Below are 24633 nucleotides of genomic sequence, written 5' to 3'. Positions count from 1 at the left end.
TTCGAGCGAGCAGGAGGCCGCATCATGATCGTTGTCACCGCACCGACGGGGCACATCGGCAGCCGGGTCCTGGCGGACCTGCTGGAGCACGGCGAGGACGTCCGGGTCGTGGTACGCGACCCGGACCGGCTGCCGGCCGGGATTCGGGGCCGGGTGGAGGTGGTGACCGGGTCGCACCGGGAGCGGGACGTGGTGGACCGCGCGCTGGACGGGGCGGACACCGTGTTCTGGCTGGTCCCGGCGGACGTGCGCGCCCCGAGCGTCTACGACGCCTACGTCACCTTCAGCATCCCCTTCGCCGACGCGGTCGTGCGGCACGGCGTGCAGCGCGTCGTCACCGTCTCGGCGCTCGGCCGCGGCACGCAGCTCTACGCGGGCCACGTCTCCGGGTCGCTGGCCATGGAGGACCTGATCCGCAGCACCGGCGTGCACTTCCGGGCGCTGGCCATGCCGACCTTCATGGACAACCTGACCCGGCAGGTGGACCTGATCAGGCAGCGCGGGGTGATCGCCGGCACGATCCCCGGCGACCTCAAGCTGCCCTTCACCGCCACCCGCGACATCGCCGACCGCGCCGCCCGCCTGCTGCGGGACCGCGGCTGGACCGGGCAGGACACCCTCGACCTCCTCGGCCCCGACGACCTGACCTTCGACGAGGTCGCCGCCCTCGCCTCCGAGGTGCTCGGCACCCCGGTCCGCTACGAGCGGGGCGACCGCGACCAGGACCGGAAGCAGTTCGTCGGCTACGGCTTCTCCGAGGCGATGGCCCAGAGCCTGATCGACATGGACATCGCCAAGGAGCGCGGCCTGGACCACGCGGTCGCCCGCACCCCGGAGAACACCGCACCCACGACCTACCGCCAGTGGATGCGGGACGTCCTCAAGCCCGCGGTCGAGGCGAGCTAGCTCCCCGACCGGAAAGGATCAGATCCGCGAGTTGCGCAGCGACTGCCACACCGCGCCGGTCAGCGCCCGCGTCGCCCGCGGGACCGACAGTCCTTCGTGCTCGCGGTACAGCTCCCAGTTGTACGGGACGAGCGACAGCTTGTTGGACGACAGCGAACCCGCCTGGTGGGCCCGGTACACGGCAAGCGGCTCGGCCAGGCCCCGGGCGTCGGCGCCGTCGCGCATGATCGACAGCCACAGGGCGTAGTCCTGCCGCTTGCGCATCTCCGGCATCAGCCTCGTGCCCAGCACGTTGCGGTCGTACATGGCGGTGAGGGCACCGATGTGGTCCTGGATCAGCATCGCGCGGTAGTCCACGTGCTCCCGCGCGCGGACGACGCGTCCGTTCGGGACGAAGTCGACGCTCTCGCCGTCGTGGTCGGCGTCCATCTTGAAGTACGAGGTGAACGTCAGCGGCGCGCTACCGGCCGCCGCGAAGGCGAGCTGCCGCTCCGTCTTCTCCGGCAGCCACATGTCGTCGCTGTCGAGGAAGGCGATGTAGTCCCCCCGGGCCCGCTCCATGGCGAGGTTGCGGGCCCGGCCGGCGCCGCCCCGCTCGGGTGCCGTCTGCGGCCGCACGCGCTCGTCCTGCCGGGCGAACTCCCTCAGCAGGTCCATGGAGTCGTCGGACGACTGGTCGTCGGTGGCCAGTAGCTCCAGATCGGTGTGGGTCTGCGTGAGCACCGACCGGACGGCCGCGCCGAGCGTGGCAGCCGAGTTGTACACGGGCATCACGACAGACACCAGAGGCACAGCGTTTCTCCTTGCTCAGCCGGAACGACGGTCCATTCAAGCACTGCGATCGACCAGGAGCAGCCCTGCATGGCGTTGTCGCTGGTCAGAGCCGTATGGGGCTGCCGCCGGGGGCAGGTGCGGGGGCTGCCGCCGGGGGCAGGTGCGGGGGCTGCCGCCGGGGGCAGGCGCCGCTCCGGCGGCGGGGCGGGTTCGTCCGCGCCGCCGCCGGAGTGGCCGTCCGCGGGGAGGGCCGGGCATCGAGGCTCGGGCGCTGAGGCTCGGGCGTCGAGGCTCAGGCGTCGAGGCTCAGGCGTTCATGAAGCTGCTCGGCGGCAGCGCACGGTCCACGATGCGCACATCGCCGATCGAGCCGTGGAAGACCTGGTTGATCGCGCCGTCCCACTCGTAACCGCCCAGCAGGAAGGGCAGGTCGAGGGAGGTGAGACCGATGTTGGTGCTGTTGGGGTTGCGTCCCTCCTCGCACCCGTTGACGTAGAGCTTGGTGATCCGCCCGTCGTTGACGACCGCGACGTGCCACCACTCCTCCTGCTGGAGCAGGTGGCTCCAGTTGGTGGCCGCGCCGGTCTGGTTGAGCGGGTAGACGTTCCACTGGAGTTCGATCCCGCTGGAGAGGCTGAGCGTCAGCACCGGCTCCTCGGCGGTCGCCGCGGGACCGTTCTTGCCCGCCTTCCCGGCGCTGCCGCTGCGGCTGAGCATCGACGACCAGCCGTTGCGGCCGCCGTCCCAGTCGGCGGGCACCTTGAAGAACATCTCGAAGGTGTAGCCGCGGGCGAAGGTCCGGGCGTTGATCGGCGCGCCGTCGACGGTCCGGAAGTACGCCCCGGTGACCGGGTTGCCCTGCCCGGCGAAGACCAGGCTGCCGTGGCCGGGCTGGTCGGGGTGGTGGTCCCCGGTCCAGGTCAGCGCGTGTGCGGCGGTGCCCGGAACGCTCCGCAGCTCCAGGTCGTTGCCGTGTCCCGCCTGGTCCTTGACCACGGTCCCGGCGGCCACGTCCTTGCCGGCCTTGCCGCCCTCGTCGAAGCGCCAGTACGCCAGCGTGCCGGGCACCAGCATCCGCCGCGCCGGGCGGGCGGCGCGCGACGGCACCGGCGCGAAGCCCGCGAACCGCTGCTCGAAGTCGATCGCGACGGAGAAGTAGTCGACCGGCGAGGTCAGTTCGATCTCCTTCGCGGCCAGTTCGTTCAGCTCGCCCTTGGCCGCGAGCTCGCGAATCCACGGCGAGAAGGTCGCGACGTCGATCACCCCGCGGTTCAGGTCAAAGCGGTAGGAGCGGATCATGCCCGCGCCGCCGTAGTACCGGTCCTGGTAGTTGGTGATGTGCAGGTGCACGTCGTTGCCGGCACTGTTCTTCAGCACGGTGCTGCCGGGCGGCCAGAAGTGGCCGTTGAGGGTCAGGAAGATCTGGTCGTTGTCCTTGATCAGGCCGTCCCACAGCTGCTGCCCGTACTCGGACAGCGACGCCTCGCTGCTGTCGTCGGCGTTGACGATCTCGTGGGTGGTCACGATCACCGGGATCTTCGGGTTCGCCTTGATGACCGAGTTCGCCCAGGCGAAGCCCTGCTCCGACAGCCGCCAGTCCAGCGAGAGCAGCATCCAGGACCGGCCGCCGGCCTTGAAGATGTGGCAGGTGTTGTAGCCGTCGGGGCTGGAGGAGTGGTAGCTGGGCGTCCGCTTGGCCCGCGCCGGGCTGAAGGTCTTCAGGTACGGGGTGGAGCCGCGCTGGTCGGTGTCGGAGACGTCGTGGTTGCCGGCGAGCACGCCGTACGACGCCCCGGCCCGGTCCAGCAGGTCGAAGACCTTGGTGGCCGCGGCGTACTCCTCGGTCAGGCCGTTCTGGGTGACGTCGCCGAGGTGCGCCAGGAAGACGATGTTCTCGTCGTTGCCGCCCGCGCGGCCGGCCGGGTCCAGGACGTAGCGGAACGACGCCTCGACCGGCACCGGGTGGATGCGGTCCTGGTCGAACATGTACTGGGTGTCGGGCATCACCACGACGGTGAACCGCGGGTCGTCCGGGTCCGGGCTCCACTTGCCGCGCGGCGCGGGCGTCATCGACGTCCGGCCGTAGGGGTCGTCGTCCTTGCCGCCGCCCTTCGCGGCGCCCTTCGCCTCGCCGGCGGCGTACGCGGGCGCCGCGCCGAGCAGTCCCGCCGCGGCCGCGCCCGCGCTGATCACACCGGCACCGCGCAGGAAGGTGCGGCGGCTCGACGCGGCGAGACCCGTGCCGTCCAGGTCCGCGGTGCGCGGGCAGGAACACCCCTCGCCGTGGCCGTCCTGGCCGTCGTTCGTCTCGTGCGCCCCGGGCGCGTCGTCGGGTGAGCCGTGCATCTCTACTCCAAAGGTGAGGATTCGAACGGCGTCACGCTAGAGATCGTTCCCGCACCGCAGGACGGCCCTGCGGCAGCCATCGGCCGAACACTCCCCCAACAGCGGGCCCGCCCGGGGCGGCCTGGTCACGCGGTGCCACGGCCCGGTCGCGGACCCGCTACCGCTCGGCCGCGGACCCGGAAGGTGTAGTGGCCTGCTGCCACCGTGCAAGCGGCGTGGCCGTCGGCCCACTGGGCGGGACGGGTCCCGCCGAGGCCGTGACCTGGTGCGCCGAGGTGGCGGGGACGTAGATCGTCGCGGTGCTGCCGCGGGGCACCGTGACCTGCATGACCAGGCCCTTCCCGGCGTCGCGCCAGCTGCTGCCGATCGTGCCGTGCGGCGAGCGCGGGGTCGCCTCGGCGTGGGTCGGCCCGCCGCCGGGCTGCGGCCGGATGCAGAAGCGCGCGTAGCCGGGGTGCGCCGGGTCGGGCATTCCGCGGCCGGCGCGCCCTCGGGCGTCACGCCAGGGTGGCTGCCCACTCCTCCGTGGTGAGGACGTCGCCGCGGCGGTTGAGGAGCTTGGTGAGCAGAACGTCGTGGAGCTCGGGGTCGGAGTCGGCGCAGGCGTCGGAGAGGACGGTGACCTGGTAGTCCAGGTCGATCGCCTGGAGGGCGGTGGACAGCACGATGCCGCTGGTGGCGATGCCGATCAGGACGAGGTGGTCGACGTCCTGCGCGTCGAGGATCTGCCGGAGGTCGTTGCCGGCGAAAGCGCTGATGCGGTTCTTGTGGACCACGATCTCGTCGCCGCGCGGGGCGATGTCCGGGTGGATGGCGACAGCGGGGTCGTCGGGGGTGAACCGGTCGGCCGGCAGGGCGCCGAAGAGCTTGTTGCGGGGGTGCACGTCCACGTGGCCGGGCCGCAGTCGCAGGGCGACGTGGACGACGAGCACCCCGGCGGCGCGGGCGGTCTCCAACGTCCTGACGACGCGCGGCAGGTAGCCGTCGGGAGCGATGCGGGCGGTGGCGACCTGAAGGTCCATGGCGAGCAGGGCGGTACGGGACACGGTGGTGCCTTTCATGACGGGTCGGAAGGGTCGACCGAGAGGCGTCGCAGGCTTCGGTCGAAGACGGTGATGAGCAGGTACAGCACCCCGGCGCCGAGCATGAGCCACGCCAGGTGGTGCATCCCGCCGGTGCTCGCGCGCTGCCCGAAGGACGCCGCGGTCGCGGACGACGCGACCATCGAGCCCAGGTACCCGAAGGTCCGCAGCAGGCCCGCCGAGGACCCGGTGCGCTGCGGATCGGCCTGGAAGTACACGGAGTTCTGCAGCGCCAGGCTGTTGGAGCCCTGCGGCACCCCGAAGACCACCGCGATCAGCAGCAGCATCCACACCGGGCTCGCCGCGGTCAGGCCCAGCATCAGCGCGCACGCGGCGATCTGCCCGGCGGCACCGAGCATCAGCTTGGCGAACACCCCGTTGCGCCGCCCGACGGTGACGGACACGGCTATCCCCACCAGGAACATCGGTATCTGCACCAGCCCGGCGTGGAAGGGCGACAGGCCGTAGCTCTCCTCCGTCCACTGCGTGAACCCGTAGAGGAAGGCGTACGACACGACGTAGGCGACCAGCGCCCTGCCGTAGGTGCCCAGCAGCGGCGCGTTGCCGCCGAGCACCCGCAGGTCGATGAAGGGTGTCGGCGCGCGCAACTCCCTTGACGCGAAGGCGGCTCCGGCGGCGACGGTGATCACCGGCAGGTACCAGTTGGCGGCGTGCAGGTTCATCAGGAACATCAGCAGCGAGAAGAGCATGGCCGCGAACAGGCCCATGCCCGGCAGGTCGATCATCGCGGCCAGCTCGCCGCGGTCCACCGTGCGGGTGCTCGGCTCCTTGGGCAGCCGCAGCGCGCCGAGGGCGACCGCGACCACGGCCAGCGGGATGTTGAGCGCGAAGGTCGCGCGCCAGCCGCCCAGACCGATCAGCGCGCCGCCCAGCAGCGGGCCGATCACGGCGATGGTCTGGTTGGCGACCGCCAGCATGGTCAGCACGCCCGCGGGGCTGTCGTGCCCGGTCCGCTTGGCCTCGCTGCGCAGCAGCGCCATGGCGGCGGGGTAGCCCGCGCAGGTGCCGAACCCGAGCACGACCCGCGCGCCGATCAGCACCCCGAGGTCGGGGGCGAGCGTGCCGACGACACCGGCGACGCCGACCAGGCTGGTGCTCAGCAGGAACAGCCGGCGCGGGCCGAACAGGTCGATCAGCCGCCCGACGATCGGCTGCCCCAGGGCGGTGGCCAGGTAGAGCGCCGAGACCAGCCAGGCGGTCTGCGACGGCGGCGCCCCGAACGCCTTGCCGATGGGCACGAGGGCGACCGCGACGATGGTCGAGTTGATCGGGTTCAGCACCGACCCCAGCATCATCGGGGGGATGAGCCGGCGGTCGAAGCCCTCCTTCGCGGTGTCGCCCGGAGCGGCGGCGGTGGTCTGGTCAGTCATGGACGAGCCGCTCCAGTACGGACATCGCCGCGATCACGGTCTGCCGCTCCTCCTCGGTGCACTTCTCCTCCAGTTCGGCGGCGAGCCACTCGCCGCGCGCCTGCCGGTCCCCCTCCGCCTGCCGGCGTCCCTCCGCGGTGAGCGCGATCAGCAGCCGGCGGCCGTCGCCGGGGTCGCGGCGGCGCTCCACCATGCCCTGGTCGGCCAGTCCGGCGACGACGGTCGCCATCGACTGGTGCCGCATGCCCTCGATCGCGGCGAGGTCACTCGTGGTGAGCCCGTCGTTGTCGATGAGCCGGGCGAGCACCGACAGCTGGGTGAAGCTGACGCCGTCGGCGCCCGAGGCCGCCCGGATACGGCGCCGCAGCCGCCCGATGACCGCGCGCACCTCCTGCGAGGCGCGAACGGCCGAGGACGAGGGTGCGTGATCTCCGTTCATGGGTCCCACCGTAGGATCATCAGCCCAGGTTGTCCAGTTTACCTGCGCAGGTAAACTGGATATATGAGCGACCGCGACGAAACGGGGCGCCCGGCGGAGATCCGTTCGGGTCGGACGGACAGGACGACGCCCCCTCGTGCCCACCGGTCACAACTCAGCCACTCCTGTGCGAAGCGGCTTCTGTGGAAAGGGAGTTGGGTACGTCATGTCCGGAAGATCCGTGTGCGGCAGCGGAGGTCGGTCGTGAAGAAGGCGCGCGAGGGCTTCGGATCGTTCGACACGAAAGCCGGGCAAGCCGCGCGGACCCTGCTGCACAGCCAGGGCTACGACGGAGGGTGGGGGCTGACGCTCACATCCGTGTCCTCGATCGTCAACACCAGCGAGGTGTTGCAGGTACTCCGAGCCGTCGGGGTGGCCGGCCAACCGGTCCGTCAAGCACTCGGATTCCTGACCACCGCGGTCCCGGAACACTGTCGGCCTCGTCAGAAGGGCGGCCGGGGTGAGCACACCCGCTTTGTCGCCTTCGGCCTGACCGGTCTGTTGGCTCATCCACGGTTCTTTCACCATGACGGCGTGGCCGAGGCGGTGTCCTGGTGCGCGGACTGGCTTGAGGATCACCGGGTCGATCACGGCTGGCCGGAAGTGCTCGGCCTCGACGACACCTCACTGCACCAGACCGCACTCGCCCTTCGTGCCCTCGCCCGTCTTCGGGACACCCTTCACGAGTTCGGCCCCGGCCTCCCGGTCGCTCCCGGAGTGGACACCACCTCGTTGCTGAAGCGGACCGAGTCGATGATCTCGCACGGCGTACACGGCCTGCTCTACCACCGCCGCCCGAGCGGCGCATGGGGCTGGCGCACCTACGTGGACACCGAACCGAGCCCGAGCAAGACCGCGCTGTGCCTACTGGCGCTCTCCTCCGTCTGCTCCGGCACCGGTGCGGACAACACGCCCACCTACCCGGACGAGCCGCAGGAGTCCGGCGGGGTGCACGGGGAGGTCCGACTCAGGAGACTGCCGGAGGTGGTCACCGAGGCCCGGCAGTGGCTCCTGCGCAATCACCACCGCTGGGAGACCTTCGTCGAGGACGACAAGGACGTCCAGGGCACCGCGTGGGAACACATGGCATACGCGTTGGGGGCGGAGGCCGTCGTCCGAGCCGGCTCGAATCCGCGTGATCCCCGGTTGTCCAGGGCGTGGCGGTTGATGGACGAGTTGTGGGACGCCGAGGCCGGGATGTGGAACGAACCAGGGGCTTCCGGCAGGCGTGCCACCGTCCGCGCCGTGTACAGCACGGTCTGTGCCTACCGGGCCGCCATCGACCGTCTGGCTCGTATCGGACTGGACGCCCCCGGCGGCAGCGACAAGGTCATCACCGCGGAGATTCGGATCACGAGTGTCGTGCTGGGCGCCGGAGGCACGATCGTCCTCGGCGTACCCGACCGCGAGTCACCGGTGCGGTGCGAGCTCTCCCAGCGTCTCTTCGACCTGGTGAAGGTCCTGCACGACGGGCCCGCCGGAGGTCTTCCGACCCACCGGATCGCCGAGGCCCTGTTCGTCGCCCCGTCCTCGGTGCCCAAGTACGTCCAGCGCCTCAATCAGGCGGTGTCCACAGCGTTCGGCGACACCCCGATACGTTTGTGCGCGGCAACGTCCGCGGACGGGATCGGAAGGGGATACCGGCTCGCCGGACGGTAGCCACGCCCCTACGGTCGCGTGCGTCCGGCGGCGTCCGGGTGGTTCAGCAGCGCGAAACGAGCCAGAGAGCGCACCTGATCGAACGTCCGCAACATGTCGATGTCGTCCAGGCCGAACCAGGCCGCACTGTGCACTTCGTCGAGTTGCGCCTCCACGACCTGCTCATCCGATCCGGCTTGACGGCGCACGAAGAAGAACTGGACAAGGGCGGGAGCGGCGAAGCCCTCGCGCTCGATGTCCGCGTAGAACGGCACCGGCTCTGGAGTGGCGTTGGCGTCGGCGGCATGGATCGCCGGCTGGCTGGAGATGGCCTCCACGAGAAGACCGGTCTCCTCTTTGAACTCGCGTACCGCCGTTCCGGCGAATGACTCGCCGGGCTCGATGTGGCCACCGGGCGGAACCCACTTGTCGAATCGATTGTGGTGGACGAGCAGCACCTTGCCGTGCTCGACGAGATAGCCCGAGCAGATGTAGACGAATCCGGTGTCGCGGATCGTCTGGCCGTCCTGGATCAGAATCGAGCGAGGCACGTTCGCCACGATAGCCCACCCCATCCGGCCGAACTCATCTGTCAGGCAACCGGCTTGGGCACGCTGTCAGCGATGGCCGATGACACGTCATGGTCGGTGACATCGCGATGTCACCGGGTCGACGTCATGGACCGCCGGATGCTTGAACCCTGCCCGTCCCGATGTGCCTCGGGACAGGGCGAGGTCTCCGTCACCGCAGGGGAAGGACCGCGATGCGTACCGACACATCCGTCTGGCGTTCCCGCTACAACCAGTGGTTCGCAGCCCCGCAGACCGTGGTGGTTCAGCCCACCACCTGGTGCAACCTCGACTGCGCGTACTGCTACCTGCCCTTCCGCAAGCTCCACCGCACGATGACCCCGGAGGTCGCCCGGACCCTGGCGGAGTCGGTCGCACCGCTGGCCTCCGGCGGCCCGCCCCTGGGGATCGTCTGGCATGGCGGCGAACCGCTGGCCGTGGGGCCGAAGACGTTCACCACGCTGCTCAGTCCCTTCGAGGACATGCGCCGTGCCGGCCGTATCCGCCACTACGTGCAGACCAACGCCACCCTGGTCACCGACACATGGTGTGATCTGATCAGTGCCCACGACATTCGGGTGGGGGTGAGCATCGACGGCCCGGCCGCGGCGAACACCGGGCGTGTCGACCTCCGCGGACGGCCGGCTTTCGACCGCATCCTTCGAGGCATCAACCGGCTGCGCGAGCGATGCGTCCCGTTCTCCGTGATCTCGGTGGTCGGCGCCGAGAACACAGCGACGACGGAGGAACTACTGGAGTTCCTGGCGGGCCTGGGGTGTGAATCGGCGGGCGTCAACTTCGAGGAGATCGAGGGCGTCAACGCCGAGCGACGTTCACCCACCCCGCAACAGGCCGAAGAGTTCTGGCGTCGCACCCTCATCTGGACGCGGCATCACGGCGGCCGGCTGAAAGTACGGGAGCTCGAAAGGCTCTCCGAATACCTCCGGTTGATACGCGCCGGACAGCACGCCGAGTGGGACCGTCGCCGGCTCGACCCCATCCCGACCGTGTCCGCCGCGGGAGACGTGGTGCTGCTCTCTCCGGAACTCGGAGACACTCCCGACCCCGCTTACGGCGGCTTCCTGGCCGGCAACATCCTGGAACAGCCGCTGACCGAGATCCTCCGCGGCGCACACCGGCTGCACTACGTCCAGGAGTTCCTCACCGGCCTGGACCGCTGCCGATCCGGCTGCGAATTCTTCGACTTCTGCCGAGGCGCTCAAGCTGCCAACCGGTATTTCGAGAACGGCAGCCTCGCAACCACCGCGACCAACTACTGCCGGGTCTCCCGGCAGGCGCTGGTCACGGCCCTGTCCGTCCTCGCAGCGGAGGAAGATGCAGCATGACCCTCCTGGAACGACTGGCCGCGTCCGACACGTCCGCCGTGATGGACCTGATCTCCGGTCATGAGGTCTCCGCACCCGCGATCGTGGAGGCATCGTGGGACAACCGACCCACCTGGGACAACTGGGCGAAGAGCCCAGCGCCCTTCGACAACAGGCCCACCTGGGACAACTGGAGCAAGAGGAGCTGACCTGCCGTTGCCGGCGGATTCGCTGCCGGGTGGGCCGCCGTCGACGGCACGAGTACGGCTTCTCAGGGGAAGGCAGCGTGATGGACACCCGTACGATCCGCCGCACGAAGGTCGCTCTCCCGTCGCTGGACGAGCCCGGACTCGCCCTGTCCGACGTGACGTCGCTGGAAGACATGCACGGGCGGGTCACCGGGTTCCGCTACGCCGACGCGAAGGTGCGCGAACTCGATCTGGCCGGTGCGCAGTTGGTGGAGGGGCGCGTGAGCGGGTGCACTGCCGAGCGCACGCGACTGGACGCGGTGAGGGCGGACTCGGTCGAGTTCAGCTGCTGCGAACTGCCGGCCCTGAGCTGGACCGGCAGCAAGCTCTCCCGGATCGTCTTCCGAGAGTGCCGGCTGATGGGCGCAGCCCTGGAGGGGCTGGCCCTCGACAACGTCCTCTTCGAGAAGTGCAAGCTCGACTACGCCACCTTCGCCCGCGTACGTGCCCTGGGTCCCGTGATCTTCTCCGGGTGCTCGCTCCGCGAGGCCGCGTTCATCGGGAGCGATCTGCGCGCCGCCCTGTTCGACGACTGCGATCTGCGGCTGACCGAGTTCGGCGACGGCACCTACCGCGGCCTGGACCTACGGGGCAACGACCTCTCCGCGGTGCGCGGCGTCTCGGCGCTCAAACGGGTGATCATCGACCGCGTGCAGATGCCTCAGCTGGCCGACGCGCTCGCCGGTGAGTTGGACGTCACCTTCGGAGAGGACCTGGACGACGTGTAGCAGGCGCGGCTCCCCGTACGGCGGGGTCGCGCCGGGAAGGCCTGCCCGTACAGCCATCGGCTTCTGCCCCTGCATACCTGGACGGCGTGGCGTCGTACGCCTAGTAAGGAGGGGAGGTGCTTCACGAGGGGATCACGCATGCGCGACCACGCCGACATGGCGACCGAAGAACGCCGGGGCGTCACCCGCTCACCCGCGGGCGGGACGCGGCGGCCGCGGCATGCGCTGCTCGCCCTGCAACCCGCCGCCGGCAACGCCGCCGTCGTGCAGATGCTGCGCGAGGCCGGGCACCCCTGGGCGGAGGGCACGGACCAGCAGGACCGGTACGGCGGGCGGGCGGGCGGGGCCGCGGTGCAGCGGGCTGCCGGGCCGGCCACCGGGGAACGGCAGAAGCGGCCGAGCCCGGGACAGGTGACGGCGCCGGACCTCGACCTGGCGGCCGGGCAGGAGGTCCACTCGGAGCTGGACGTCCCCACCCGCATGCTCAACCGGGTGGCCCGGGTCATGATGGGGGCGCACTACGCGGACGACGGGGGCCTGCCCCTGGGCCGGGCCGGAACCCCCCACCTGGCGCTGACCGTCATCGACGGGAAGGTGCACATCGCGGGCAACACCGGCATGTCCCAAGGGAAACGGGATGCCGCGCTGGGCCGCCTGACGGAGGCGCTGGCAGGCCCGGGCGGTCACGACGAGAAGAAGCTCGCGGCCCTGCTCAGCGGCGGATACGGCAAGCGGCACGCCGAAACCGGCGACGCGACGGCGCACGCGCATCTCGACGCCATCAAGAAGGCCGTGGCGGACCCCGAGAGCCTGACGTGGCACAACACCGTGAAGGCCCCCGGACCCAAGCAAGCGAAGGTCCACGGCGAGATGGCGCTGCTGGACGCGGTCGCCAGGTCCATGCGGGAGCGGCCGAACCCGCGCCCCGGGGAGCTTCAGGACTGGCCCATCGGCGGCCGGAAGCGGGACTGCATCGCCTGCCACTGGGCGCACGCCGTCTTCAACACCCACATCGCCAACGCGCTCGGGTACCGGATCGTGACGTCGGGCAGCCACGGCGGCTTCTTCCCGAACTGGAGGATGCCGGCGTGGATGGTCGACAACGCGGAGGCGAAGGCCGCGATGAAGCAGAAGGTGGAGAGCAGCGGCCACCAGGTCGAGGACGACGTCCTCCTCGGCATCACCGAGAAGGGCAGCACCCACCGGCTGAACCCTCCGCACCGCGGCGACGAGCCCTACCTGTCCGACTCCTCGGAGGACGAAGCGTGAACGCCTGACGGCACGTCACGACCCGGTACGGCCCCGGCCCGGCAACACGCGGCACAGCAACACGCGGCACGGCACGTCACGGCCCGGTGCGGATACGAGCGTCGTCCTGGGAGCGGTGAGCCGGACCGGCCGCACCGCTCCCTCCCGGACAGCGCGCGCCCGTCAGTGGTGTTGCCCCTCTCGGCCGAGGCTCTCCTCGGGGGTCGCGCCGGGCCGGGTCCACTGCGGGGTGGGGCGGCCGGTCGGGCCCCAGGTGGCGTTCCCGTCGACATCCGTGCGCCAGTACCAGCAGGGCCCATGGCCCTCGGGCCGGCCCTCCGGGTTGTCCTGCCACGCCTCGCCGCGGCCGTAGGGGGTCATGTCGAGCAGGTCGAAGGACCCGCTCGCGGCCTCGGTGCCGCGGCCGGTCGTGGAGTAGGTGAGGAACGTGCGGTCGCCGTCGCGCAGATAGGCGGTGAGGTGGCCCATCGCCCCGCCGATCGGTTCGGCCACGTCGCGCACCGAGTACCAGGGCTGGGTGTAGCCCATGAACTCGACGAAGGGGGCCACCTCGTCCCACCGGCCCGGCGTCAGGATGGCGAACGAGACACCGCGGGCGTTCAGATAGACGGCGTCCTTCAGGTGCCAGGCGGAGACGGTGCAGCCCTCGCACTGGCCCTGGTGCGGCGCGCCGTCCCACCACATGTGCTTGTAGACCAGCAGCTCGTCGCGGCCCTGGAACAGGTCGAGGAAGGGGACCGGGCCGTCGGGACCGACGACCTTGACGGTCCCGTCGAACTCCACCATCGGCAGCCGGCGGCGGGCCGCGGCGATCGCGTCGCCCTCGCGGGTGTGGGCCTTCTCGCGGACCAGCAGCGCGTCGCGGGCGGTCTGCCAGGTGTCCATGTCCACGATGGGCGGGCGGGTCGGGTCGTCGGGCGAGGTCGTCATGGTGTCCTCCAGGGGTGTCCGGTGCCGGGCGGCGCCGTACGGCATGCGTCGGCGTGCGCCGGCGGTCACCAGAAGGGACTCGCGCGCCGGGCGAAACTCATCGCGGTGGCGGCAGAAGCGGCACCAGGAACGGCTTTACCGCGGCCGCGGCCACGGGAGGGGCCCGCCCGCCCGGTCCGTTGCGGTGGGCCGTCCCACGAACGATCATGGTCGGCATGGCACGACCGAGGCAGATCATCGAGTGCGGGGACTTCGTCCTGCGACGCTGGCAGGGGCAGAGCGACTACGCCTCGGCGTTCACCTTGATCGAGGAATCCGTGGAGCACCTGCTGCCCTGGGAGCCGTGGGTCGCCCGCCACGGCGAGGCCGCCACCCGGGACTTCCTCGCGAAGGCCGGGACGAACTGGGCGAGCGGCGACGTGTACAACTACGCGATCGAGGCGGACGGCGGCGCGCTCCTCGGCATGTGCCAGTCCTACCGGTACGCCGACCCTCGGGGCCGGCGCCTGGGGTACTGGCTGCACCCCGCCGCCACCGGCCGCGGCATCGCGACGAGGGCGACGGCGGCCCTGGTCGCCGAGATGTTCACGCTGCCGGAGGTGGAGTACCTGGAGATCGAGCACGACGTCGCCAACACCGCGAGCGCCGCGGTGCCGCGCCGGCTGGGCTTCACCGAACTCCGCCACGAGCAGGGCACGCCGCCCACGGCCGCCGCCGGCAGCGGGACCTTCGCGATCTGGCGCCTGGACCGCCCGAGCGGCATGAGCTGACCCCGACCCCGACCCTGGCCCTGGCCCCGCCCCGACGAACGGACCCGACCCCGAAAGACGGACCCGGCCCGCGCCCTCGACGCCAGGCGGTGACCACCAGCAGGTCCTCGCCGCTCGACGGGCGGAGTCCGCCGGTCCGACCGCTGAATGAACGTCATCGCGAACATCGAGCCGGGAGGCGAGCCCGGCGAGCCGGCGCAGGGTGGCCGCCAGCCGCGGGCCGATCCCGTCCTCGATCCCGTGGGGCGGCGCGTCGACCCGCACGTGCGACGCCCGCCAGAGGGCGGTCCGCACCCCGGAGCTGCCCGGCACCCCGATACGGCCCGGCGCCCCGATACGGCCCGGCGCCCCGGGCTTCTCGTCGCCGTCAGCTCTTGGCGGGAGCCTGGAGGCTCCACAGCCGGCCGTCGGGGTCCCGGACGGTCATCTCCCTGGTCCCGAAGTGGGTCTCCTCGAACGGCGAGACCACCTCGACAGCGGGATCGGCCCGGAAGGCGTCCGCGTCCGGCACCTTCAGCACGATCCGCGTCTCGGGCTCACGGTCCTCGGGGACCTCGGCGACGAAGACGTAGGGACCGTCGCCGTTGCGGAGCTGACCGGAGTCGTGGTCGGTCGAGAACTCCAGCTCATAGCCCAGCGCCTGGAAGAACTTCGCCGTCCTGCCCCAGTTGTGGGTCGTCAGGAACACGGCCTCGATGCCCTCGGTCGTCATGTCAGCTCTCCTTCTCGGACGTCTTCCGCTGCTGCCCGTCGGTGTCGTCGAGGTAGGCACGCAGCGCGTCCGCGACCAGCGCGGAGAGGGACGAGCCCGACTCGATGGCGTGGTACTTGACCTGCTTGATCAGCCCGACCGGCAGGTACACGTTGAACTGCTTGACCTCTTCGCCACTCACAGGGCGATGCTAGCACCCTAGCCCACTAGCAAGCTAGCATCGCTCCATCACGCCATCACGCCATCACTCCAAGAGGCGCAGAACGGCCCCGCGCTCCCCCTACGCGTTGATGCCGTCGAACTGGCGTACCCAGTAAGGCGCCTGGCCCACCGTGCCGTTCCACTGCGACACGACGAGGGTGAGGGACGTCGCGGCGGGGCTGCCCGGGTGGATGTAGCCGCCGTACAGGTTGGGGACGGTCAGCGCGGTGATCTGGGGGACGGGGGTGCTCCACACCGCGTCCGGGCGGGGCGCGGTCCGGGTGCAGATCGCCCCCAGCACCACGTCGAAGTAGCTCATGCAGTAGGTGCCGTTGATGAGCTTCACGGAGAACTCGCCGGTGTTGTTGCCGGACAGGATGACCGACGGCGGCGCGGAGGTGGTCCACTGCCAGGAGCCGTCGAGGTAGGCCCAGTTCTGCTGGGCGCCGAAGTCGCCGTTGTGGAAGTCGCCCGGCTGGATGCGGAAGAGCTGGATCGCCCCGCCGTCGGCGGTGTTGTTGTGGGTGCCGTTCCAGCGCTTGGAGAAGATGTAGAGCCAGCCGTCGGGGTCGATTCCCGCGAACGACCACATGCCGTACATCGACTGGTTGACACCCCGCACGTCACCGTCCCAGTGGTAGGGGAAGTCGGTCCAGGTCGCGCCGTAGTCGTCGGAGTAGGCGACACCGGACATCAGCGAGCCGTCGTACCCGGCGGGCGGGCCCCAGGTGGCCACGGAGGTGTACTGGATGTACGTGCGGCCGCCGAACTCGATGCAGTCGTTGGGGATTCGGCTGACCTCGGTGCCGTACCCGTTGTCCGCGTTGTGGGTGTAGTCGAACAACTGGGCTGCCCTGCCGCCCGGTTCGGCCCAGGTGAACGAGATCGGCGTCGCGCCGGAGGGGTCGAAGCCCGCCTGGTTCAGCATCACCGGTGAGCCGAGGTAGGTGCCGTCCGCCTGCTGCGTTCCCGCCCACGAGTCGCCGAAGACGTAGCCCCAACTGCCGTCGTGCTCGCGGTGGTACGGAATGCCGAGGTCCCCGGAGCCCAGGCCCACCGCGCTCGCGGAGTCGCCGGGCTGGTCGCACAGCGGGGTGCCGGCCTGAGCCGCGGCGGCCGGAGCCGCACCGTACAGACCGGCGCTCAGCGCACCGGCGCCGGCCAGGGCGAACCCCGTACCGGCTTTGAGAACGGATCGGCGGCTCGGTCGTCCTGTGTGGGGCATGGGGCGGTCCTCCAACCGTGTCGGCTCCCGGTGCCCGCCGGCGCAGCCCGCCCCGGCGCACACGTCTTCTGGTCGAACGGTAGAGGGGGACGGACGGCGGCCGCGGCGAAACGGCGGGTCCCGCGCTACGGCTGCCGGGCGCCGACGCGGGCGTAGACGGTGAGGAGGTCGTCGACGACGGCGTCGAGGGAGAAGCGCTCCTCGACGAGTTGCCAGGCCGCGCGGGACGCGCGGGCGTTGGCGTCGGGTTCGAGGAGTTCGAGGATGGCGGCGGCGACGAGGGGGCCGTTGTCGGCGTCGGGGCGGCTGGGGGTGATGACGCCGGCGCCGGCCGCCTCGATGTCCGGGGAGAGCCCGCCGGTCGCGGCGGCGACGACGGGCACGCCGACGGACATCGCCTCGAGCAGGGAGACGGCGAACGGCTCGACCACGGACGGCAGGACGTAGACGTCGGCGTCGCGCAGGCGGCGCAGCACGTCGTCGTGGCCGAGCGGGCCGGGGGTCTCCAGGGCGTGCCCGACGCCGAGTTCGGCGGCGAGGGCGCGCAGCGGTTCGGTGAGCGCGCCGGTGTCGGGTCCGGCCAGCACGAAGCGGGCGTCGGGGTGGATGGCGAGCACCGCGGGCATCGCGGCGACGAAGTCCTCGGGCCGTTTCCGCTTCTGCACGCGCGCGAGGTAGAGGACCGTCGGCGGGCGGTCGCCGGTGCGCGGCGGGCGGCGGTCCTGCCGGACGACGCCGTTGACCAGGCGGTGGAAGGTGGTCAGCGGGGTGTCGGGGACGACCGCCTGGACGCCGTCGCGCTCCATGGCGGTGAGGTGCAGGATCGCGTCGGCCCGGCGCAGCACCCGTTTCATGCCGAGCAGGTCGACGGCCTTGGCGAAGACCTTCTCGGTGGGGTCGATCATGCCGTGCGTCTGGACCACCAGCGGCACCCCGGCCTCCAGGGCGATCAGCGCGAACGGCAGCGTGATCAGGTCCCGCATCAGGTGGACGTGCACCACGTCCGCGCCCTTGACCATCCGGCGCGCCTTCGCCAGCAGCCCCGGCGAGGTGATCCCGCTCACCTCGAACGCGGGCAGGAGGTGCCGGGCCTGGTGGACGAAGGACGGCACGCCTTCGAGTTCGGTCGGCAGCGGGCCGGTGAAGCCGTCGCCGAGCGTGGCGATCCGGGCGTCGACGCCCTTGGCCCGCAGCCCCCGCGACAGGTTCAGCGCGACCCTGGTCGGACCGCCGAAGTCGTTGGTGGGCGTGTGCAGGGTGACCACATGCAGGACTCTCACGTACGTGACGCCTCCCCCTGTGCTGCTTCCCCTGGTACGGCGCCCGCGCGCCGCCCCCGGCACCGTTGGGCGCCCCCGGGCACCGTCCGGACAGCCTAGCCGCGGGGGCCGTCCGGGGTAGGGCATCCCGGTGATCGGGGGGCGCTCGGGGACGGTTGGGACATCGTCACACTCTTCGCACGGAACGCACCGGCCCCCTCAGCCCTCTAGCACTGTGGAAACGGAAAGAGAAGGGGGAGCGACATGAACCTCACCAGTTGGACGACGGCGTACGTACTGGCCGGGCTGGCCGCCGCGTGCGTGGTGCTCACGGTGTGGACGTGGCCGCGCCTCGCACGCACCGGGTGGGCGTGGGTCACGGCCCGGTTCGCCGTGATCGGCGTGACCCAGCTCGTGACGATCACCGCGCTGCTCGCGGCCGTCAACGCCGACTACCAGTTCTACGGCTCGTGGAGCGACCTGTTCGGCACCGGCAAGACCGCCCCGGTCGCGCTCAGCCCGAACGCCTCCGGTACCTCCGTGGTCAGCCGGACCCCCCTGATCGAGCCCGGTGACACCTCGCTGCTCAAGGGCGTCAGCGGCATCCCGAGCGCGCCGGCCTCGGCGAACGGCCGGGTCGAGTCGGTACGGGTGATCGGGCGGCGCACCGGCGTGATCGACCCGGCGTTCGTCTACCTGCCGCCGCAGTACTTCCAGAAGGCGTACGCCCGCCAGCGCTTCCCGGTCATCCTGGCGATGAGCGGCTACCCGGGCAGCATCTACAACCTCGCGCAGGGGCTGCGGGTCTGGCAGATCTCCCAGCAGCTGATGAAGCAGGGCAAGATGCAGCCGACGATCATCGTGGAGATCCGGCCGACGATCGCGCCGCCGCGCGACACCGAGTGCGTCAACGTGCCCGGCGGGCCGCAGACGGAGACGTTCCTGGCGAAGGACCTGCCGGACGCGCTCCGGGCCACCTACCGGGTGGGCCACAGCGCCACCGCCTGGGGCGCGCTCGGCTACTCCTCCGGCGGCACCTGCGCGCTCCAGCTCACCATGCGCGACCCGAACGTGTTCACCTCGGCGGCGGCGCTCTCCCCCGACTTCGTGATCAAGCAGGACATCACCACCGGCAACCTGTTCGGCAGCGGGATCTCCCGGCAGAAGCGGATCGACTCCCACGACCTGTTCTGGCGGCTGAAGCACCTGCCGATCCCGCAGGTGTCGGTGCTGGTCGCCGCGAGCAAGCACGGGGACGAGCACATCTACCCGAAGGCGCAGGAGTTCCTGCGGATGGCGAAGCCGCCGATGCGGACGGCGTCGATCTTCCCCGACCACGGCGTGCACAACTTCAGCACCTGGACGAGCGAGATGCCGGCGGCACTGACCTGGCAGAGCCAGCAGCTGATCTTCCCGCAGGACGTGGTGCCGTCGCACGCGGCCAAGGGCAAGGGCAAGCACAAGAAGACGGAGCTGCGGGCGGGCGGGAAGCCGCTGTCGTCCACCACCGGACGGGGCAAGAAGCACTCGACGGACCAGAACCCGCCCGCCCCCGGCGTGACGCCCACCCGGGACGAGCGGCGCCCGTAGGCGGTGTTGGGGACGTCCAGAAAAGAATTTCCGGCGGTCGTGTCGAGAACCCGCGGCGTGCTCCGTCCCCGGGGTGAGCGCGGCCAGAATGGGCCGCCCCGCACCAAGGAGAACCACCATGGCCAAATACCTGCTGCTCAAGCACTACCGCGGCGCCCCGGCCGCAGTGAACGACGTACCCATGGACCAGTGGACGCCGCAGGAGATCTCCGACCACATCGGGTACATGAACGACTTCGCGGCCCGGCTGGAGAAGACCGGCGAGTTCGTCGACGGCCAGGCGCTCGCCCCGGAGGGAACCTTCGTCCGGTACGACGGCGAGGGCCGGCCGCCGGTCACCGACGGCCCCTTCGCCGAGACGAAGGACCTGATCGCCGGCTGGATGGTGATCGACGTCGACAGCTACGCGCGCGCGGTCGAGCTGGCCGGGGAGCTGTCGGCCGCGCCCGGCGCCGGCGGGAAGCCGATCCACGAGTGGCTGGAGCTGCGCCCGTTCCTGACCGAGCCGCCCACCATCACCGAGTGACCGCCGACATGGACGAGGCCCTGCTCCGGAGCCTCACCCCGGGCGTGCTCGGCATCCTCGTCCGCCGCGGAGCGGACTTCGCGGCGGCCGAGGACGCCGTCCAGGACGCGCTGGTCGAGGCGGTCCGGGTCTGGCCGGCCGATCCCCCGCGGGACCCGAAGGGCTGGCTGGTCACGGTGGCCTGGCGGCGGTTCCTCGACGCGACCCGGGCGGACTCCGCCCGGCGCCGGCGCGAGGACCGCGTCGACGAGGAGCCGCCGCCCGGGCCCGCGTCCGCGGTGGACGACACGCTCCGGCTGTACTTCCTGTGCGCCCACCCGTCGCTGACCCCGTCCTCCGCGGTGGCGCTCACGCTGCGCGCCGTCGGCGGGCTGACCACCCGGCAGATCGCCGCCGCGTACCTGGTGCCGGAGCCGACGATGGCGCAGCGGATCAGCCGGGCCAAGCGGACCGTCTCCGGCGTACGGTTCGACCGGCCCGGCGACGTGGCCACGGTGCTGCGGGTCCTCTACCTGGTCTTCAACGAGGGCTACTCCGGCGACGTCGACCTCGCCGCCGAGGCGATCCGGCTCACCCGGCAGCTCTCGGCCGCGATCGACCACCCCGAAGTGGCGGGGCTGCTCGCGCTCATGCTGCTGCACCACGCCCGCCGCGCGGCCCGGACCACGCCCGACGGCAGCCTGGTGCCGCTGGCCGAGCAGGACCGCGGCAAGTGGGACACCCGGGCGATCGCCGAGGGCGTGCAGATCCTCCAGGCGGCCCTCGGCCGCGACCGGCTGGGCGAGTTCCAGGCCCAGGCCGCCATCGCGGCGCTGCACGCCGACGCGGCCGTCGCGGAGGAGACCGACTGGGTGCAGATCGTCGAGTGGTACGACGAGTTGGTGCGGCTGACCGACAGCCCGGTGGTCCGGCTCAACCGCGCCGTCGCCGTCGGCGAGGCCGACGGCCCCCGGGCCGGCCTGGCCGCGCTCGCCGACCTGGACGACTCCCTCCCCCGCCACACCGCCGTCGCCGCCTACCTGCACGAACGCGACGGCGACCGCTCCACCGCGGCCCGCCTCTACGCCGAAGCCGCCCGAAAGGCCCCCACCCTCGCCGAACGCAACCACCTCACCCGCCAGGCCGCCCGCCTCAACACCGGTGGCCACTGATACCGGCGGGCCGGCGCGGCCGAAAGGAGACCGAAGCGCACATACAGGACGGTCATTCGATAACGAGTTTCTGCACCATTTCCTGGAGAACAGCGTGTCATTGCAGGTCACCGTCATCGTGCCCACCTACAACACGGGCGCACTGATCGAACCACTCATCGCCGCACTGAAGAGCCAGACCATGGCACGCGCCGACTTCGAGGTGCTGTTCGTCGACGACGGCTCGACCGACTCCACCCCCGACCGCCTGGAGGAACTGGCCGCCGCCGACCCGCTCTTCCGCGTGGTGCGGCTGGAGAACACCGGCTGGCCGGGACACCCGCGCAACGTGGCCGTCGACATGGCGCGCGGCGAGTACGTCCAGTTCGTCGACCACGACGACAGCCTGGGCCCGGAAGCCCTGGAGCGGATGTACGCGGCGGGCCGCCGCAACGGCTCGGACATCGTGATCGGCAAGGTCACCATCACCCACCGGCTGCGCGGGGCCCCGCAGGCGCTGATGAGCCGGAACCGGGAGTCGGTGACCTACCGGACCGCCCCGCTGCACGACAGCCTCACCGTGCACAAGATGTACCGCACGGCCTTCCTGCGCGAGCAGGGCATCCGCTTCCCGGTGGGCCACTACGTCGGCGAGGACCTGCTGTTCATGGTGCCGGCGGTGCTGCGCGCCGCGTCCGTGTCGATCGTCGGCGACTACCCCTGCTACTACTACCTCGAACGCGAGGACGGCGGGCACGCGACACCCGACCGGCTCGACCCGGACTCCTACGCCGGCAACCTCCGCGAGATCTTCGACGCACTGCTCGCCGAGACCGAGCCGGGCCCGGTCCGCGACACGTGGCTGCGCCGGTTCTGGCGGGCCGACATGGTCAAGTACCTCAGCGAGCCGATCTTCCCCGCCTACCCCGACGGCGACTACCGCGACCGGCTGGTGGAGGCGCTGCGCTCGGTCGCGGCCGACTACCTGACGCCGGCGGTCCACGACGGGCTCGTCGGGCTGGAACGCGTACGCGCCGACCTGGTGCGGGCCGCCCGCACCGCCGATCTGCTCACCCTGGCCCGCCGCGCCGACACCCTGCGCGCCGACGCGACACTGACCGGCGCCTCCTTCCACCGCGAGCGGCTGCGCCTGGAGTTCGAGGCGTCGTTCGGCTACGGAGACGAGGGCACCGCGCTGACGGTGGAGCGGCGCGACGGCAGGTACCTGCTCGACCCACGACTGACCGAGGGCCTGGGCCTGGAGCCGGGCCTGGAACCGGTGGACCTCACCGACCACCTCACCCGCTTCCGCGTGGACGTGCTGCTGCGCCACCGGGGCACCGCCGTGAAGTGGATGCTCCCGCGGGACGTGGAAGTGGTGTGGCAGGAACTGCCGCCGCGCGCCGACGGGGTGGAGCGGCTGCGCCCGGTGATACGGGCGACGGCGACAGTGGACCCGCGCCGCGCGGCCGGCGGCAGCCCGCCGGACGCGGGGGCCTGGGAGGTCCAGGTCCGCGTGCTGGGACCGGGGCTGGACCGCACCACGGACCTGACGGCGCCGGCCGGCGGGCCGGCCGTGCCGACCGCGGCGGTGGGCGGGCTGCGCGTCGGCGCCGCCCCCGAGGAATCCGGTGCGCGGGGCGCGGCGGGGGCGCCCGGGGGCGGCGGCGCCGATGGTGGCGGTGCGGCTGCCGCGGTCGTGCTGCTGGTGGAGCCGGGCCACGAACCCGCGCTGCCGGCCGGCCCCCGGGTCAGCGTCATCGTGCGGGCGGGCGACGACGCCGGGCAGGTGGCGGCGAGCCTCGCGTCGGTGGCCGCGCAGGACTGGGCGGAGGGCGCCGTCGAAACCCTCGTCGCGGCCCGCCCCACCGACGCCGTCCCGGAACCGCCGCCCGCGGGCGTACGCGTCGTACGGACCGGGGCGGACCCGCGCGACACGGCGGCGGCCGAGGCCCGCGGCGCGTACCTGCTCTTCCTCCGCGCGGGCGACCGGCTCGCCCCCGAGGCGCTGCGCCGCCTGTACGCGTACGGCCTGGAGCACGACGCCGACGTGGTGGCGGGCCGGCTGGCGGGCGCGAAGGGGCGGCCGGTCCCGCAGGAGCTGTACGCGCGCGACCGGCCGGACGCCAAGCTCAGCCGGGACCCGCTGGGCGACAGCCTCACCACGGACAAGCTCTTCGACACCGCCATGGTGCGCCGGCACGGCCTGCGGTTCGGCTCCTCCGCCGCGCCCTTCGACGATCAGGCGTTCACCGTGGCCGCGCTGCTGCGCGCCCGCCGCACCGCCGTCCTCGGGTCGTACGTCTGCTGCTCCTACGCGCCCGCGCGGAAGCCGGCCGGTGCGGCGCCCGCCACGCCCGCCATGCCGACCACTCCGGCCGCGTACTACGCGGGGCTGCGCGAGGTGATGGCGGCGGCCGACGCGCTCACCGCGCCGGGTGCGGCCCGCGACCGGCTGCACCGCCGTTGGCTGCGGGTGGAGGTGCTGGACCGGATCGGCGGCGCCCGGCTGCTCGACGCGGACGAGGCGGAGCGGGCGGCGCTGCTCGCCGAGATCAGGCGGACCCTGGAGGAGAGTGCGTCCGCCACGGCCGCCGAGGGGCTGCCGGCCCACCAGCGGCTGACGCTGGCGCTGGTGCGCGCCGGGCGGACCGAGGATCTGGTCGAACTCGTCCGCTGGGAAAGGTCGTTGGCCTGCCTGCCGACGCTGCTCGACGTCGCCTGGCGGGCGGACGGCACGCTGGCGGTGACGTTCACCGCGACCCTGGCGGCCGACGGTCGGCCGGTCGAACTCGTCCCGGGACAGGAGCGGTTGGCGCCCTCCGGGGTGTCGCCCGAGCTGCACCAGGCTTTCGGGGAACGGGAGTTGACGGGCGCGGCCTGCGCCGAGCGGGCGCGGGCGACGCTGGTGCTGCGGGAACGGGAGACCGGGGCACGGTATCCGCTGGAGACCGACTGCACGGTGGAACGCGTTTCCGCGGGAGCCGGCGGGGACGGTGGGGACGTCGGGAACGGTGCGAACGGTGGGGACGGCGGGGACGTCGGCGTCGAGACCGTGACGGTGTCCGGCACCGCCGTCCTCGACCCGGCGAGCGTCGTGTCAGGACGGCCGCTCGCCGACGGGGCATGGGACTTCCATGTCCGGCTGGCCGCCCTCGGCTGGACGAAGACGGCCCGGCTCGGCGGGCGGCGGGCGCCGGAACTGGTCTCGCCCCCGGCGGCCCGGCCGCACCCGGCGGGTGGCGAGCGGACCGTACAGCCGTACTGGACCAAGGGCGGGGAGGACCTGTCCCTGCGCGTGGGGCGCGGCGCGCCGCCCTCGGCCGGCCCGGCGAGCGGCGGCCGCACCCCGCTGGGCGGGCTCGTCCGCCGGCTCCGCGGCAGGAAGGGCTGACGAGGCGGGCGGCGCACCACGGCGCCGTCTTCCGCGCGGCCGATGAGTTTCGGGGCGCCGGACCGTCCTAAGGGGTGCAAGGACGCGACGGCGGGACGACGGCGCGGCGGCATCCGCTGCCCGCCACCCGCGTACGACCACG

General features: G+C 71.9%; 23 protein-coding genes. 11 read left to right on the top strand and 12 right to left on the bottom strand.

Going from position 1 to position 24633, the window contains the following annotated elements; translation table 11 throughout:
* Positions 1 to 24 precede the first annotated feature (24 nt).
* Complete coding sequence (locus ACIPAE_RS14000) at positions 25 to 906, top strand: NAD(P)H-binding protein (protein ID WP_329370068.1); 882 nt, start codon at positions 25 to 27, stop codon at positions 904 to 906.
* 18 nt (positions 907 to 924) lie between these two features.
* Here ACIPAE_RS14000 and ACIPAE_RS13995 read toward each other — a convergent pair whose 3' ends face one another.
* The 6 genes from ACIPAE_RS13995 to ACIPAE_RS13970 form a co-directional block, all read right to left on the bottom strand.
* Positions 925 to 1698 (bottom strand): glycosyltransferase family A protein, encoded by a 774-nt coding sequence (locus ACIPAE_RS13995; protein WP_366411057.1) that lies wholly within the window; start codon positions 1696 to 1698, stop codon positions 925 to 927.
* A gap of 288 nt (positions 1699 to 1986) precedes the next feature.
* Positions 1987 to 4026 carry a LamG-like jellyroll fold domain-containing protein gene (locus tag ACIPAE_RS13990; protein WP_402445163.1) on the bottom strand — a complete coding sequence of 680 codons (2040 nt, stop codon included), beginning with the start codon at positions 4024 to 4026 and terminating at the stop codon, positions 1987 to 1989.
* Between the two features lie 157 nt (positions 4027 to 4183).
* Entirely contained in the window at positions 4184 to 4498 is a 315-nt protein-coding gene (locus ACIPAE_RS13985) for an alpha-L-rhamnosidase C-terminal domain-containing protein (RefSeq protein ID WP_402445161.1), read from the bottom strand.
* A gap of 25 nt (positions 4499 to 4523) precedes the next feature.
* Complete coding sequence (locus tag ACIPAE_RS13980) at positions 4524 to 5072, bottom strand: cysteine hydrolase (RefSeq protein ID WP_329374349.1); 549 nt, start codon at positions 5070 to 5072, stop codon at positions 4524 to 4526.
* Positions 5073 to 5083: 11 nt separating this feature from the next.
* A complete protein-coding gene (locus tag ACIPAE_RS13975; RefSeq protein WP_329370062.1) occupies positions 5084 to 6499 on the bottom strand; it encodes an MFS transporter in 1416 nt (471 codons plus the stop codon).
* On the bottom strand, positions 6492 to 6938 hold the full coding sequence (locus ACIPAE_RS13970; protein ID WP_329370060.1) for a MarR family transcriptional regulator: 447 nt from the start codon (positions 6936 to 6938) through the stop codon (positions 6492 to 6494). The genes ACIPAE_RS13975 and ACIPAE_RS13970 overlap by 8 nt, the downstream gene beginning before the upstream one ends.
* Positions 6939 to 7511: 573 nt before the next feature.
* On the opposite strand from ACIPAE_RS13970, the gene ACIPAE_RS13965 reads away from it, so the two are divergent.
* Positions 7512 to 8636: a hypothetical protein gene (locus ACIPAE_RS13965; RefSeq protein ID WP_402445159.1), complete on the top strand. Its 1125-nt coding sequence runs from the start codon at positions 7512 to 7514 to the stop codon at positions 8634 to 8636.
* 8 nt (positions 8637 to 8644) lie between these two features.
* Here ACIPAE_RS13965 and ACIPAE_RS13960 read toward each other — a convergent pair whose 3' ends face one another.
* On the bottom strand, positions 8645 to 9175 hold the full coding sequence (locus ACIPAE_RS13960) for an NUDIX domain-containing protein (protein WP_366411053.1): 531 nt from the start codon (positions 9173 to 9175) through the stop codon (positions 8645 to 8647).
* Between the two features lie 203 nt (positions 9176 to 9378).
* Between ACIPAE_RS13960 and amcB the strand changes: the two genes are divergently transcribed.
* The 4 genes from amcB to ACIPAE_RS13940 all read left to right on the top strand — a co-directional run bounded on the left by amcB (position 9379) and on the right by ACIPAE_RS13940 (position 12754).
* The gene (gene amcB, locus ACIPAE_RS13955; protein WP_402445157.1) at positions 9379 to 10530 is read left to right on the top strand and encodes a cyclophane-forming radical SAM peptide maturase AmcB; all 1152 of its coding nucleotides are present in this window, start codon (positions 9379 to 9381) and stop codon (positions 10528 to 10530) included.
* The gene (amcA, locus tag ACIPAE_RS13950; RefSeq protein WP_402445155.1) at positions 10527 to 10718 is read left to right on the top strand and encodes a multiple cyclophane-containing RiPP AmcA; all 192 of its coding nucleotides are present in this window, start codon (positions 10527 to 10529) and stop codon (positions 10716 to 10718) included. The genes amcB and amcA overlap by 4 nt, the downstream gene beginning before the upstream one ends.
* 80 nt (positions 10719 to 10798) lie before the next feature.
* Positions 10799 to 11485, top strand: coding sequence for a pentapeptide repeat-containing protein (locus ACIPAE_RS13945; protein ID WP_402445153.1), 687 nt, complete (start codon positions 10799 to 10801; stop codon positions 11483 to 11485).
* A gap of 138 nt (positions 11486 to 11623) precedes the next feature.
* Entirely contained in the window at positions 11624 to 12754 is a 1131-nt protein-coding gene (locus tag ACIPAE_RS13940; RefSeq protein WP_402445152.1) for a nucleic acid/nucleotide deaminase domain-containing protein, read from the top strand.
* A 162-nt stretch (positions 12755 to 12916) separates the two neighbouring features.
* On the opposite strand, the gene ACIPAE_RS13935 is transcribed toward ACIPAE_RS13940, so the two are convergent.
* Positions 12917 to 13684, bottom strand: a complete 768-nt coding sequence (locus ACIPAE_RS13935; RefSeq protein WP_329370049.1) for a DUF899 family protein — start codon at positions 13682 to 13684, stop codon at positions 12917 to 12919.
* Between the two features lie 215 nt (positions 13685 to 13899).
* Between ACIPAE_RS13935 and ACIPAE_RS13930 the strand changes: the two genes are divergently transcribed.
* Complete coding sequence (locus ACIPAE_RS13930; protein WP_402445150.1) at positions 13900 to 14454, top strand: GNAT family N-acetyltransferase; 555 nt, start codon at positions 13900 to 13902, stop codon at positions 14452 to 14454.
* A 367-nt stretch (positions 14455 to 14821) separates the two neighbouring features.
* Here the strand turns inward: ACIPAE_RS13930 and ACIPAE_RS13925 are convergent, their stop codons facing one another.
* The 4 genes from ACIPAE_RS13925 to ACIPAE_RS13910 form a co-directional block, all read right to left on the bottom strand.
* On the bottom strand, positions 14822 to 15166 hold the full coding sequence (locus ACIPAE_RS13925; RefSeq protein WP_402445148.1) for a VOC family protein: 345 nt from the start codon (positions 15164 to 15166) through the stop codon (positions 14822 to 14824).
* A 1-nt stretch (position 15167) separates the two neighbouring features.
* Positions 15168 to 15347, bottom strand: coding sequence for a CopG family transcriptional regulator (locus tag ACIPAE_RS13920; protein WP_328463365.1), 180 nt, complete (start codon positions 15345 to 15347; stop codon positions 15168 to 15170).
* Positions 15348 to 15446: 99 nt separating this feature from the next.
* Entirely contained in the window at positions 15447 to 16592 is a 1146-nt protein-coding gene (locus ACIPAE_RS13915) for a DUF4185 domain-containing protein (protein WP_402445145.1), read from the bottom strand.
* 125 nt (positions 16593 to 16717) lie between these two features.
* Entirely contained in the window at positions 16718 to 17872 is a 1155-nt protein-coding gene (locus tag ACIPAE_RS13910; RefSeq protein WP_329370041.1) for a glycosyltransferase, read from the bottom strand.
* Positions 17873 to 18115: 243 nt separating this feature from the next.
* On the opposite strand from ACIPAE_RS13910, the gene ACIPAE_RS13905 reads away from it, so the two are divergent.
* From ACIPAE_RS13905 to ACIPAE_RS13890, 4 genes are all read left to right on the top strand, one after another.
* A complete protein-coding gene (locus ACIPAE_RS13905) occupies positions 18116 to 19441 on the top strand; it encodes an alpha/beta hydrolase (protein WP_402445143.1) in 1326 nt (441 codons plus the stop codon).
* Positions 19442 to 19559: 118 nt separating this feature from the next.
* Positions 19560 to 19967: a YciI family protein gene (locus tag ACIPAE_RS13900; protein WP_328463373.1), complete on the top strand. Its 408-nt coding sequence runs from the start codon at positions 19560 to 19562 to the stop codon at positions 19965 to 19967.
* An 8-nt stretch (positions 19968 to 19975) separates the two neighbouring features.
* A complete protein-coding gene (locus ACIPAE_RS13895; protein WP_402445486.1) occupies positions 19976 to 21118 on the top strand; it encodes an RNA polymerase sigma factor in 1143 nt (380 codons plus the stop codon).
* A 94-nt stretch (positions 21119 to 21212) separates the two neighbouring features.
* A complete protein-coding gene (locus ACIPAE_RS13890; RefSeq protein WP_402445140.1) occupies positions 21213 to 24491 on the top strand; it encodes a glycosyltransferase in 3279 nt (1092 codons plus the stop codon).
* Positions 24492 to 24633 lie beyond the last annotated feature (142 nt).

The organism is Streptomyces sp. NPDC087270 (assembly GCF_044744625.1).
Taxonomy (GTDB): Bacteria; Actinomycetota; Actinomycetes; order Streptomycetales; family Streptomycetaceae; genus Actinacidiphila.
This window is presented reverse-complemented; position numbering and strand designations above follow the sequence as displayed.

What these genes read in the sequence shown, in the direction of transcription:
- ACIPAE_RS13930 (WP_402445150.1), top strand. Translation starts at nt 13,900, where the DNA reads ATGGCACGACCGAGGCAGATCATCGAGTGCGGGGACTTCGTCCTGCGA.
- amcA (WP_402445155.1), top strand. Translation starts at nt 10,527, where the DNA reads ATGACCCTCCTGGAACGACTGGCCGCGTCCGACACGTCCGCCGTGATG.
- amcB (WP_402445157.1), top strand. Translation starts at nt 9,379, where the DNA reads ATGCGTACCGACACATCCGTCTGGCGTTCCCGCTACAACCAGTGGTTC.
- ACIPAE_RS13900 (WP_328463373.1), top strand. Translation starts at nt 19,560, where the DNA reads ATGGCCAAATACCTGCTGCTCAAGCACTACCGCGGCGCCCCGGCCGCA.
- ACIPAE_RS13895 (WP_402445486.1), top strand. Translation starts at nt 19,976, where the DNA reads ATGGACGAGGCCCTGCTCCGGAGCCTCACCCCGGGCGTGCTCGGCATC.
- ACIPAE_RS13905 (WP_402445143.1), top strand. Translation starts at nt 18,116, where the DNA reads ATGAACCTCACCAGTTGGACGACGGCGTACGTACTGGCCGGGCTGGCC.
- ACIPAE_RS13975 (WP_329370062.1), bottom strand. Translation starts at nt 6,499, where the DNA reads ATGACTGACCAGACCACCGCCGCCGCTCCGGGCGACACCGCGAAGGAG.
- ACIPAE_RS14000 (WP_329370068.1), top strand. Translation starts at nt 25, where the DNA reads ATGATCGTTGTCACCGCACCGACGGGGCACATCGGCAGCCGGGTCCTG.
- ACIPAE_RS13925 (WP_402445148.1), bottom strand. Translation starts at nt 15,166, where the DNA reads ATGACGACCGAGGGCATCGAGGCCGTGTTCCTGACGACCCACAACTGG.
- ACIPAE_RS13935 (WP_329370049.1), bottom strand. Translation starts at nt 13,684, where the DNA reads ATGACGACCTCGCCCGACGACCCGACCCGCCCGCCCATCGTGGACATG.
- ACIPAE_RS13945 (WP_402445153.1), top strand. Translation starts at nt 10,799, where the DNA reads ATGGACACCCGTACGATCCGCCGCACGAAGGTCGCTCTCCCGTCGCTG.
- ACIPAE_RS13915 (WP_402445145.1), bottom strand. Translation starts at nt 16,592, where the DNA reads ATGCCCCACACAGGACGACCGAGCCGCCGATCCGTTCTCAAAGCCGGT.
- ACIPAE_RS13940 (WP_402445152.1), top strand. Translation starts at nt 11,624, where the DNA reads ATGCGCGACCACGCCGACATGGCGACCGAAGAACGCCGGGGCGTCACC.
- ACIPAE_RS13970 (WP_329370060.1), bottom strand. Translation starts at nt 6,938, where the DNA reads ATGAACGGAGATCACGCACCCTCGTCCTCGGCCGTTCGCGCCTCGCAG.
- ACIPAE_RS13985 (WP_402445161.1), bottom strand. Translation starts at nt 4,498, where the DNA reads ATGCCCGACCCGGCGCACCCCGGCTACGCGCGCTTCTGCATCCGGCCG.
- ACIPAE_RS13990 (WP_402445163.1), bottom strand. Translation starts at nt 4,026, where the DNA reads ATGCACGGCTCACCCGACGACGCGCCCGGGGCGCACGAGACGAACGAC.